The sequence below is a fragment of the Alkalibacterium sp. MB6 genome (genome assembly GCF_009935905.1).
Lineage (GTDB): Bacteria > Bacillota > Bacilli > Lactobacillales > Carnobacteriaceae_A > Alkalibacterium.
The window spans coordinates 19369-31740 of the sequence record NZ_PREX01000006.1 but is presented as its reverse complement, the minus strand read 5'-3'; the positions used below and the strand labels follow the sequence as shown (position 1 = coordinate 31740).

At 38.7% G+C, this 12372-nt stretch carries 12 protein-coding genes; 2 read left to right on the top strand and 10 right to left on the bottom strand.

What is annotated here, in order from left to right; translation table 11 throughout:
• Window positions 1–21: 21 nt before the first annotated feature.
• From C3945_RS03690 to C3945_RS03680, 3 genes are all read right to left on the bottom strand, one after another.
• A complete protein-coding gene (locus C3945_RS03690) occupies window positions 22–342 on the bottom strand; it encodes an AzlD domain-containing protein (protein WP_161878342.1) in 321 nt (106 codons plus the stop codon).
• A complete protein-coding gene (locus C3945_RS03685) occupies window positions 335–1042 on the bottom strand; it encodes an AzlC family ABC transporter permease (RefSeq protein ID WP_161878341.1) in 708 nt (235 codons plus the stop codon). The genes C3945_RS03690 and C3945_RS03685 overlap by 8 nt, the downstream gene beginning before the upstream one ends.
• Before the next feature lie 136 nt (window positions 1043–1178).
• Window positions 1179–2480, bottom strand: a complete 1302-nt coding sequence (locus C3945_RS03680) for a pyrimidine-nucleoside phosphorylase (protein ID WP_161878340.1) — start codon at window positions 2478–2480, stop codon at window positions 1179–1181.
• 184 nt (window positions 2481–2664) lie between these two features.
• On the opposite strand from C3945_RS03680, the gene C3945_RS03675 reads away from it, so the two are divergent.
• Complete coding sequence (locus tag C3945_RS03675; RefSeq protein ID WP_161878339.1) at window positions 2665–3858, top strand: glycine C-acetyltransferase; 1194 nt, start codon at window positions 2665–2667, stop codon at window positions 3856–3858.
• 84 nt (window positions 3859–3942) lie between these two features.
• Entirely contained in the window at window positions 3943–4893 is a 951-nt protein-coding gene (locus C3945_RS03670; RefSeq protein WP_161878338.1) for an L-threonine 3-dehydrogenase, read from the top strand.
• Window positions 4894–4970: 77 nt separating this feature from the next.
• Here C3945_RS03670 and rpiA read toward each other — a convergent pair whose 3' ends face one another.
• The 7 genes from rpiA to murB all read right to left on the bottom strand — a co-directional run bounded on the left by rpiA (window position 4971) and on the right by murB (window position 12023).
• Entirely contained in the window at window positions 4971–5648 is a 678-nt protein-coding gene (rpiA, locus tag C3945_RS03665) for a ribose-5-phosphate isomerase RpiA (RefSeq protein WP_161878337.1), read from the bottom strand.
• 92 nt (window positions 5649–5740) lie between these two features.
• Window positions 5741–6811: an ABC transporter substrate-binding protein gene (locus C3945_RS03660; RefSeq protein WP_161878336.1), complete on the bottom strand. Its 1071-nt coding sequence runs from the start codon at window positions 6809–6811 to the stop codon at window positions 5741–5743.
• On the bottom strand, window positions 6811–7641 hold the full coding sequence (locus tag C3945_RS03655) for an ABC transporter permease (protein ID WP_161878391.1): 831 nt from the start codon (window positions 7639–7641) through the stop codon (window positions 6811–6813). The genes C3945_RS03660 and C3945_RS03655 overlap by 1 nt, the downstream gene beginning before the upstream one ends.
• Complete coding sequence (locus tag C3945_RS03650) at window positions 7641–8450, bottom strand: ABC transporter permease (RefSeq protein ID WP_161878335.1); 810 nt, start codon at window positions 8448–8450, stop codon at window positions 7641–7643. The genes C3945_RS03655 and C3945_RS03650 overlap by 1 nt, the downstream gene beginning before the upstream one ends.
• The gene (locus tag C3945_RS03645; RefSeq protein ID WP_161878334.1) at window positions 8443–9576 is read right to left on the bottom strand and encodes an ABC transporter ATP-binding protein; all 1134 of its coding nucleotides are present in this window, start codon (window positions 9574–9576) and stop codon (window positions 8443–8445) included. Before C3945_RS03645 ends, C3945_RS03650 begins: the two co-directional genes overlap by 8 nt.
• Window positions 9577–9943: 367 nt before the next feature.
• Complete coding sequence (locus tag C3945_RS03640) at window positions 9944–10867, bottom strand: Gfo/Idh/MocA family protein (RefSeq protein ID WP_161878333.1); 924 nt, start codon at window positions 10865–10867, stop codon at window positions 9944–9946.
• Between the two features lie 151 nt (window positions 10868–11018).
• On the bottom strand, window positions 11019–12023 hold the full coding sequence (gene murB, locus C3945_RS03635) for a UDP-N-acetylmuramate dehydrogenase (RefSeq protein WP_161878332.1): 1005 nt from the start codon (window positions 12021–12023) through the stop codon (window positions 11019–11021).
• Window positions 12024–12372 lie beyond the last annotated feature (349 nt).

Sequence of the window (12372 nt, the reverse complement as noted above, 5' to 3'; positions counted from 1 at the left end):
TCATTTACTATCTACAACCAGTTATAACACGTACCATAGCACTGTCATACTGACGATCCCAGTCAGCATAGACCACAATAAACTTCTCGTTTTCATTGCTACTACTAATACCAGTAATGTAGGAATGAGTTTCAAGTTGACGGCTGGATAAAGATTAAAGTCGTTTTCCCAAAAAAAGACATCTGAGGCGACCAGTGATGCGAATATAGATACTGGTATGTATGACATCCACTTACTAAAAGACGGTGATATTTCCTTTTTACTCAACAGAAGCATGGGTAGAAATCGAGGAAAGTAAGTCACTACTGCCATGCCTATTATTAATCCATAATAATTACCCATTGGTTCGACTCCCTTTCTTATTAATATCAGTGTAACTCTCCAAAAAATAGCCTATGAAAGAAGCAATAATGGTCGCAAAGACAAGCGCGATATTGTGTTGAAGCACAAGCCTTAATACAACAGTCGCTATGACCGCCGCCACTCCTGCTAAGAGGTGCGCTTTTGAAACAAACTGCTGCACCATCATACATAAAAACATGGCAATCAAGGCATAATTCATAATGACTGTATTGATTGGAAACTGACTACCTATCGCTCCACCAATCACTGTACTGATTACCCACGTTGAGTAATTCGATACACTTGTCACCAATGCTTCGTCTGCAGTCCAACTCCCATCCCTAAAACGGGAATAATTGATACCAAAAGACTCATCAGACATCAAATGACTAAATAGTCCGATAAAGCCGAATGATTTATCTTTAACGTAGCTAGATAAACTGGCTGACATGAGTACATGCCTTAAATTTAAAAAGAACACCATCAAAATGATGGACGGGAAGCTAGCACCTAGAGTAACCATACTGGCTGCTAGAAACTGAGCTGCTCCAGCATAAATAAGTAAACTCATCCAGAAAATAGCTGCTAAACTAAACCCTGCATCGAACAGCACAATGCCACATGCAATACCCAAAGCGATATAGCTTACCATAATGGGCAGACTGGCTTTCATTCCATTCATTATTGTATTTTTTTGCATATTACCCCTCTTATCTTTGTTTTCTGACAATTTTCTATCCAGTATACCACGGAATAACTGTTTTTTTAATATTAAAAAGAAGCCTGTCGCTTGCAGTAAATCCTGCTTCGAACGGGCTTCTAGTGTACGGTTACCTTTATTTTATAATGGTATAAATTAATGTTGGTTCTTCAGCATGCTCTGATATACGAATATTATTCAATACTTTTTCTTTGATTGATTCACTTATTTCTTTGTTTGAATAGGCAGTGACCAAGGTTTCTCCTGCTTCTACTTTGTCGCCCACCTTTTTATGCAAGTACAACCCTGCCGTCATATCTAGAACACTGTCTTTTGTTTCTCTTCCGGCTCCAAGCATCATTGCTGCAATACCGATTTGATCAGCACCGATTTCTGAGACGACTCCAGATTCTTGAGCTTTAATGTCTTGCTCATACTTAGCTTGCTCCATGACTTCATCAGGATTATCGGCAACTGATGCATCGCCGCCTTGAGAAGCAATAAAGGTTTTAAAGGTTTCAAGCGCCTTGCCATTTTTCAAGTTCTCTTCTAGTCTTTCACGCGCTTCTTCGAGCGTGGAACCGACTCCACCCAAGTAAGCCATTTGACTTCCTAAAACCAGACACAGCTCAGTCAAATCTTTTGGTCCTTCACCTTTTAGTGTATCGATCGCTTCTTTAATTTCTAAACTATTTCCAATGGCATTTCCTAGAGGCTGACTCATATCTGATATGACTGCCATTGTTTGTCTGCCGACAGACTGTCCGATACTGACCATTGTTTCAGCCAATTCTCTAGCTTGTTCTTCATTTTTCATGAAAGCTCCAGCACCGATTTTAACATCTAAAACGATAGCGTCTGCTCCAGCTGCGATTTTTTTACTCATAATTGAGCTTGCGATCAAAGGTATCGACTCTACGGTACCCGTTACATCTCGCAAAGCATAAATCTTTTTATCGGCTGGTGTTAAGTTCCCTGATTGACCTACAACAGCTACTTTATTCTTATTTACTAAGTCAATAAATTCTTCTTGAGATAATTCAACGTGGAAACCTGGAACGGCTTCCAATTTATCGATGGTTCCACCTGTATGCCCAAGTCCACGACCACTCATTTTAGCAACGGGTACACCGACACTGGCAACTAATGGAGCCAATACTAAAGTTGTTGTGTCACCTACTCCACCTGTAGAGTGCTTGTCTACTTTAATGCCTTCAATAGCCGACAAATCAATTTGATCCCCCGATTCAACCATTGCCATGGTCATCGCACTGCGTTCAGTTTGATCCATACCATTAAAATAAATTGCCATAGCCATTGCACTCATTTGGTAGTCAGGGATGGTATCGGATGTATAGTTCTCAATCATCCATTTAATTTCTTCTTCAGTTAATGCTTCTTTGTGTTGCTTTTTCTCAATTAAATCAATCATTCGCATAATGGTGTACTCTCCTATCATTATCTCATTATATTGCCCATTTTAGCACATTTCTCTAAGAAGACATTGAAAATCTATCGAATAAGAATGAGAATATTCCCATAAAAGCCATACTGACTACACCATTTTTCAAAAGAATGGTAAACTTGTTAAGGATGAAAAAATAAATGCTAGGAGAGATACCATGACCAGCCAAAAACTGAATTCATTTTTAGAATCGAATTTACAAGAGCTGAAAGATAATGGACTATATAACGAAATCGATACGATACAAGGTCCCAACGGAGCAGAAATTACAGTTAATGGGAAAAGATTAATCAATATGTCTTCCAATAATTATTTGGGCTTCTCTAACGATGAGCGCTTAAAAGCAAAAGCCAATGAAGCCACCGACATTTATGGTGTAGGAGCCGGAGCTGTTCGTACGATTAATGGCACACAGACCATTCACGATGAACTAGAAGATAAAATTGCGGCGTTCAAACAAACGGAAGCGGCAGTTGCTTTCCAGTCTGGTTTCAACTGTAACATGGGGGCGATTTCTGCTGTCATGAACAAACATGATGCTATTTTATCCGATGAATTAAACCATGCATCGATTATCGATGGGTGCCGTTTATCTGGCGCTAAAGTGATTCGTGTCAAACACCAAGACATGGACGACTTAAGAGCTAAGGCAAAAGAAGCCGTTGAAAGTGGTTTATACGAGAAGATTATGTATATAACTGACGGTGTGTTTTCAATGGATGGAGACGTAGCCAAACTGCCAGAAATCGTTGAAATTGCTGAAGAGTTCGACTTAATCACCTATGTGGATGATGCTCACGGATCTGGCGTGATGGGTAAAGGCGCTGGAACAGTTAAGCACTTCGGTTTACAAGATAAAATAGATTTCCAAATGGGCACTCTATCAAAAGCTGTTGGCGTAGTCGGTGGTTATGTTGCTGGAACGCAAAACTTAATTGATTGGTTAAAAGTGCGTGCGCGCCCCTTCCTATTCTCTACCTCTTTAACACCTGGAGCTGCGGCAGCTTGTATGGAAGCCATTGATATCATGACAAACTCAACGGACGAACATGACCGCCTATGGGACAATGGCCGTTACCTTAAAGAAGGCCTTAAGAACTTAGGTTTTGAGATTGGAAATTCTGAGACACCGATTACACCTTGTATTATTGGTGAAGAGAAAAAAGCTCAGGCCTTCTCTAAACGTTTAACTGAAGAAGGTGTTTATGCGAAGTCAATCGTCTTCCCAACCGTCCCTCGTGGAACAGGTCGAGTCAGAAACATGCCTACAGCCGCTCATACGAAAGAGCAGTTAGACAAAGTATTAGCCATCTATGAAAAGGTCGGAAAAGAATTGAACGTTATTAGCTAATGCAATTTAAAAGCCAAAATAAGGAGAGTTCTTCTCCTTATTGGCTACATAAGTTATGAAACCGAATGTGTTGGAGGAATTACATTGAAAAAAATACTCATTACTGGTGCATTAGGCCAACTCGGATCTGAATTGACTGTGGCATTGCGCAAAAAATATGGCGTGGACAATGTTATCGCTACAGATATTCAACAACCAGAAGATTCTCCTGTCGTTACTGACGGTCTCTTTGAAATCTTGGATGTCACCAATATTGTGCGCATGAAAGAATTGATCGAACACTATTCTGTCGATACCATTATTCATTTAGCCGCATTGCTTTCTGCAGTGGCAGAAGCTAAACCGATATTGGCATGGAATTTAAACATGGGCGGTTTAATAAACGCTTTAGAGATGGCTAGAGAATATGATTTATCTTTCTTTACTCCAAGCTCTATTGGCGCCTTTGGACCCAATACGCCTAAAGATCAAACACCACAAGTAACCATTCAGCGTCCAAGCACCATGTATGGCGTGACTAAAGTTAGTGGTGAATTACTTGGCGATTATTACCATCAAAAATTTGAAGTGGATACTCGTAGTGTCCGCTTCCCAGGTCTAATATCCTATGATACCCTTCCAGGTGGTGGGACGACTGACTATGCTGTGGATATCTACTATGAAGCTTTGAGAAAACAAGGCTATGCTTCCTTTATCGATAAGGGAACGTATATGGATATGATGTATATGCCTGATGCAGTAGACGCCATTATTCAACTAATGGAAGCAAATAGTGAGCAACTTGTTCACCGAAATGCCTACAATGTGAGTGCCATGAGTGTGGCGCCTGAAGATTTCGAACGAGCGATAAAAGCTCATATTCCAGAGTTCAATCTGACTTTCGATGTGGATCCCATTAGACAAAGCATTGCAGAGTCTTGGCCCAATGCTATTGACACAACCGTAGCATCTAAAGAATGGGGTTTCTCTCCAAGATTTAACTTAGAGAAAATGACCGAAGATATGCTTATTCAACTGAAGAAAAAAGGCATATAATAATCAATAATTGATTTGACAATAAAAAACAGACCACTATATCCAAGTCTAGATGGGTTAGTGGTCTGTTTTGTTTTTTATCGTTTAACATCTTTTACGACTGGACCGTCTTCTTTTCCAATAATGACTTTAGTCACTGTATCGAGGAATAACCCATGTTCGACAACGCCTGTTAAACTATCCAACCACTGGGCTAATTCATGCGGTTTATCAATGACTGACAGGTGTAAATCTATAACATAATTCCCAGAATCTGTTAACACTTTCTCGCCTTCATCCGTTTGGCGGAAAACAGGATTCAGACCTTTTTCTTCAAATAAACGATACACTTGGCCACTTCCAAATTGAACCACTTCAACTGGTAAGGGAAATGCTCCCAACTCTTTAACCATCTTACTTTCATCAACAATCCAGATGACTTCTTTTGAAAGCTGAGCAACTACTTTTTCAAATAAATGAGCAGCTCCGCCACCTTTAATTCCTTGAAAATCGTCAGAAATTTCATCGGCGCCATCAATAGTGACGTCAATGTAATCAACCTCATCCACATCTTTTAATGGGATACCAAGTTCCCTAGCTTGCTCTGTTGTCCGACGAGACGTCGTGACCCCAGTAATCGTTAAACCTTCTTCTTTAACTCGCTTACCTAATGCTTCTACCATATAATAAGCAGTAGATCCGGTTCCCAGACCTACTGTCATACCTTCTTTGATAAATTCTGCTGCTTTATACCCTACCATTTGTTTAAGATTCATCTATCAGCCCACCCTTTATAATCATTGTCATTATTATAACATAGAAAAAAGAAGCAGAATCCGAAAAAATCAGTCTGCTTCTTTTTTGACTATTACTTAATCATCTTAAACTCTAAGAACATTTCATTATAAATACCTGTATATTCTGGACCTAAGTCTTCATAGACTTCCAGCTGATTAATCATCTCTTGACTTGGATAAAACTGTTCATCTTCAATAGTCTCTTCTGGCAGATAACTCATGGCTGATTCATTCGGTGTACTATAGCCAACATAATCTGCGTTTTGAGCAGCAACTTCCGGGTCCAGCATGAAGTTGATAAAGGCATAAGCAGCATCCTCATTTTGTACGGTACGAGGAATTACCATATTATCGAACCATAAATTCGAGCCTTCTGCTGGCAAAACGTAAACAATTGATTCATTCTCCCACATCATATCTGCTGCTTCACCTGAATAGGTGACGGCAACAGCTGCTTCTTCCTGGATCATATACATTTTGATTTCATCAGCAACTAAAGCTTTAATGTTAGGGGCTAAATCAACTAGTGTATTGGCAGCTTCTTCTAGCTCCTTCTCATTCTTCGAGTTAAGGGAATAGCCATTGCTTTGAAGGCCAATACCAATAACTTCTCTCGCCCCATCAATCATTAAAATACTGTTCTCCAAAGCAGGATCGAATAAGCTTTCCCACGAGGATAGTTCTAGATTGCTTATGAGATCTTCATTGTAAGCAATACCTAGCGTCCCCCAAAAATAAGGAATGGAATACTGATTTCCGGGGTCAAAAGATAGATCCAAAAAATCATCATTAATATGATTCAATCCTTCTATACGCGAATGATCGAGCGGAACAAGGAGATCTTCATCAATCATCCGTTCAATCATATATTCGCTCGGGATTGTGAGATCATAACTCGTCCCACCCTGATCCACTTTTGTATACATCGCTTCATTGGAGTCAAACGTTTCATAAACGACACGGTATCCTGTTTCTTCTTCAAATTGAGTCAGCAAATCTGGGTCGATATAATCTCCCCAATTGTATAAATGAAAAACATCTGATCCGCTCGTTCCCTGTGCCCGTTCAATCATTTGACTGGCAAAATAAATGATACCCGTAAATGCTATAACAAGTAATGAAATGAAGGTCAGTTTTTTCACTATGGAGTCACCGCTTTCTCATGGTTGGTTGGATCTATTTGTGCCGTTTTCTTTCTTTGTCTTTGTTGTTTTTGGATGAAGTAATAACCGACGACTATTCCCATAGCAACGAGGAATAACAAGGTACTTAATGCGTTAATTTCTAAGCTCACCCCTTGACGGGCACGGGAATAAATTTCAACAGACAATGTCGCAAATCCGTTTCCTGTAACAAAGAATGTGACGGCAAAATCATCAATTGAATAAGTGAAAGCCATAAAGAATCCGGCTAAGATCCCGGGAGTGATGCTTGGCAAGATGATTTCTTTCAGTACTTGCAATTGGCTAGCACCCAAGTCTCTGGCTGCAGTCAACATATTAGTGTTCATTTCTTCTAGTCTTGGCAGTACCATTAAGACGACAATGGGAATACTGAAAGCAATATGTGACAGCAAAACGGAATAGAAGCCTAAACGAAAACCGACTAGGGTAAACAATAATAAGAAGCTTGCTCCTATAATAACATCTGGAGATGCCAGTAAGATATTATTTAAACTCAATAAAATAGTCTGTGTGCGTCTTAATTTAGCATAATAGATTCCAATTGCGCCAAGTGTTCCAATAATCGTTGCGGCTAAAGCTGATAACAAAGCCACTCGTAATGTATCCAACGCAATCGTTATTAAACGTGTATCGCTGGCTAACGATTGATAATGTTCCCATGTGAAACCAGTAAACTGATTCATCGTCCCCCCTGCATTGAAGGAGTAATAAATTAAATAAGCGATAGGAGCATATAGTAGGATAAATACGATAAGCAAATACATGGTTGATGCTTTATTATTTTTTATCATCCTCTTTGTCCCCCTTTACGTCTTTTACCCGTCAGAAACATAACAACGAACATAATTATAATTAATACAATACCCATTGTTGATCCCATGCCCCAATTTTGAGTTACAAGGAAGTGTTGTTCAATAGCTGTTCCTAATGTCACGACTCGGTTTCCGGCAATCAGACGCGTTAACATGAACAAGGATAACGACGGAATGAAAACAGCTTGAACACCACTTCTGACACCTGACATAGACATAGGGAAAATAACTGATCTAAAGGTATCCCACTCATTAGCTCCTAAATCTCGACTAGCAAAGACCATGGAGTCATCAATTTCATCTATAGCATTAAATATTGGCAGCAACATAAAAGGTATCTCGATATACGTTGCTACAATAATAAAGCCTAAACGAGTAAATAGTAAGGGTTGAGTACCCAGACCAATAAATTCAAAGAACTGATTGACTGCTCCAGTCTGACTTAAAATACCAATAAAGGCATACGTTTTTAATAGAATATTAATCCATGTTGGTAATATTAATACCAACAGCCATAGCTGCTTGTTTTTTGCGCGTGTCAAAAAGTAGGCAGCCGGATAACTAATTAATAAGGCGACTACAGTAATAACAAAGGCATATAAAAAAGACTGCAGTGTCATAGTCAAATAGACTGTAGACGTGAAATAAGTCTGTATATTCGCTAAGGAAAATGACCCATCTATGTTTTGAAAAGACTGATACAAAAGAAGGAATACGGGAGCAATAACAAAGAGAGCGATCCATAAATAATATGGCACAGACAGTGCTTTACGCTGTTTAAGCATTGACATCGACTCCTTCACTTTCTTCATTACTATCAAAACCTGTCGAGAATTGTTCAATACGCTCGTCAAATGCCTCTTCGGTTTCATTTAATCTCATGATATGAATATCTTCTGGTTCAAATTGCAGACCGACTTGTTTACCCGGCTCTGTTTTTCTAGTCGAATGGACCATCCACTCATTACCTTCGCTGTCGTAGCCAATAATTTCATAGTGAACACCACGGAAGAGTTGAGAGTCAACAGTGACTTGAATGGCACCTTCTTCGGAATCGGTTAACACAAGGTCTTCCGGACGAATAACGATGTCTACTTTCTCATTAGGATTCATTCCGCCGTCTACACATGCGAATTGTTTTCCAGCAAAGGCAACGACATAGTCTTCTACCATTCGGGCTTCTACTATATTACTTTCTCCAATAAAGTCAGCAACATAACGGTTAATAGGCTCGTCATAAATATCCATCGGTGTGCCCGTTTGAATAATTTCGCCTTCTTTCATAACCATTATTTCATCACTCATGGCTAATGCTTCTTCTTGATCGTGAGTAACAAATAAGAAAGTAATTCCTAATCGTTGTTGCAATTCACGTAACTCATATTGCATATCTGTACGCAATTTTAAATCCAAAGCAGACAGAGGTTCATCCAGTAGTAAAACATCTGGTTCATTGACCAGTGCACGAGCGATAGCGACACGCTGTCTTTGTCCACCTGACATCTCGGCTACTTCACGTTCTTCAAAACCGTCTAAACGGACTAATTGTAAAGCAGCCATTACTTTTTCTTTAATCACATTTTTTTTCATTTTCTTCATTTTAAGACCAAATGCCACATTATCAAGTACATTCATATGCGGGAATAAGGCATAGTCTTGGAAAACTGTGTTTACTTTACGTTTATTAGGAGGGGTATCTTTTGCTTCCACTCCATTTAAGTAAATACTCCCTTCAGAAGGTAATGTAAAACCTGCTATCAAATTCAAAATAGTTGATTTTCCACATCCTGATGGACCTAACAAGGTATAAAATTTACCCTTTTCTAGTTCAAACGAAATATTTTTTAGTACTTTTTCATCGTCGAACCTTTTTTCAACTTGCTGGAAGGAAACAATAATCTCTTCTGTCAACAAAAACACCCCTTTAATACCGTTTAGTTTTATTTTAACTTAGATAATTATAGCTAGTGGTAAATATTTTGCAATATAATATTAGTTTTTAGATGAATAAATACCCTTAATTGTGTTCAAAAATTGACACCCCTTCTCTTTTCAAAGACAGGGAACTATTTTAAGCTATACATAACGTAACCCTTTTGTTTCTCAAGAGTTTAATACTCATATAAAAGCGACGGTTCTGTATAAAAAACCGCCGCTCTAAGGATAAATATGCCATCTTTCTACAATTAACTCTTTGATTTCCCTCTGATAAAATGATGACAACTGCCATGTTATCTCATTAAAAATAAGTCGTTTTTTCTTCTCTCACTAAACGTTGTTAAATGGTTTGTTGGTTTTCATAGGTCTGTATAATCGATTCACATACTTCGTGACTAGCTAATGCAGATTCAAGTGATACAGGGTTATCTACGTTTCCTTCTAGTGAAGAGATAAACACTTGAAGTATAGGTAGAAAGCCTCTTTTCTCCAATGTTGTATCCCAGTCACCTGCTCTACGAAGAAGGGTATCTGTTCCTTTAAATTCTGCCCAATCGATTAAGTTATCAAGGACAACTGTTTTTTCTGGGCTTTGCAACTCATAGGTCTCTTTTCGTGCTCCAGACTGATTGTTAATAGAGACAAAGACTTGAGTGTTAGCATTTTCAAGCATCACAGTCGCTTGGATGAAGTTTTCTTTATTAGCGACGACTTTTGAATGGACGACTTGGAGTGATTCTCCTGCTAGATATAAAGCAGTGTCGATCGGGTGGATCATCATATCATATAAGCGGTACCTGACAGAAAAATCCGTTCGATTCTCTTGGTTTTTCTGCAAATGAAGCTGATTAATGCCTTCAATCTCTTTCATTTTCTGTACCATTGGAGCAAAACGGCGATTAAAACCGGTTGTTAACTGGATGCCTGTTTCTTTAGACAGTGCTATTAATTCCCTAGTCTCATCCAACTGATCACTAATTGGTTTGTCTACGAATACAGCGACACCTTTTGTCAAGAAATAACTAATGAGATTACCATGTGTGTGTGTAGGGGTATGTATAAAGACAGCGTCTACTTTTTCAGCTAACTCTTTCCAATCTGTAAACAATTGATTCTCAGGTACGCCATAGCGTTCTTTGACCTGTTCTAACACTGCTTTATCCCGCGTTGAAAAAAACCATTCATGCTGTGGGAACTCTGTTGTGTAAATGGGAAGATACGCTTTTTGAGCAATCGTTCCTAATCCAATAACACCAAACTTCATTTTCATTCCTCCGATATATTATTTACTGGATCTAGTGTACCTTATTTATCTCTTTATCCAAACAAAAAACAGCACAAACAGATGGCAAAGAAAAAATCTTAGTCTGTTCGTGCTGCTTAATTAGTTTGTTCGTTTTCAGTTGAATGTGCTATTAGTTTTCGTCCATCACAGGCATAATAGTATCGATCGGTAAACTGGCCTGTAGTGTAGACTGTGGCCGTTTAAAGAATGACGCCCCTGTTTTCACTTCTTTGATTGGGTCTTCCCCAATGATTTTCACTTCTGTTTCAAGTTTCACGCCATTTTCTTCATAAATAACGGATTGGATGTGTTCGATTAATTCAATGTAATCTGTAGCCGTTGCTTTATTTATATTGACGATGAAACCTGCATGTTTAGTCGAAATCTGCGCGCCTCCCCAAGTCAATCCTTGGAGTCCAGCATCTTGTATAAGTTTACCCGTAAAGTAACCTGTCGGACGCTTAAAGACTGAACCGCAGGATGGAAATTCTAATGGTTGCTTCGATGTACGCAAATACGTCAATTCATCCATTTTTTCTTTAATTTCACTAGGTTCGCCTACTTTTAACTCAAAAGTAACTTTAACTGCAATGTCATCAGTGTCTTGTAATTTACTATAGCGATAGGAAAAGTCCATATCTTGATTACTCACTTCTTTTAATTCTCCCGTGCGGGTCAGTATAGTGACTGATTTGATCACTTCTTTAACCTCTCCGCCATAAGCACCTGCATTCATGTATACAGCTCCGCCAATACTTCCAGGAATACCACAAGCAAATTCAAGACCGGTCAAGTCATGTTGGTAGGCCCGTTTACTTACCTCAATAAGGGCTGCTCCTGTTAAGGCTGTGATGCTATTGTCTTCAACAGTAATCTGGTTCATCTTGGTCAAAATAATGGTCGCACCTCTAATGCCCCCATCTTTGACAATTAAATTGCTCGCATTACCTAGTATCGTTACAGGCCATTTTTCTTTATGAAGCCATGATACTAGTGCTTGCACTTCTTCAATCTTTCTGGGAAAAATTAAAGCATCAGCTGGTCCACCCGTTTTAGTATAAGTATATAAAGATAAGGGTTCATTTCCTTTTATTATCGTATCTGGAAACTCTCGTTTTAGTTTTGTAATAGTCATTAGCTTATTTGTTCCTCTCTAAAAGGGATCCATTCATGGTCTCTTCTCGCCACAGTAATCGTGACTTTATTCATTTAATTGAGAAAAGAATTATCTTTGTCTATGGTAATTAACCGATTTGTTTTATCCTCATTGGGATCTATCACTCTGACCAAATATCAACCATATTCGCTCATCTTTGTAAACAAATCATTCACATTTTAACATTTTTCCATCGTTATGTGTAGGTTAAAACTAATTTGTCACTTAATCGTCAACACTTGGTACTTAATTAGTTACATTATACAGTTTTTAAGTCATGTTAATACACCTTATTGTTTTAACAATCTTAATAATTATAAGCGCCTAT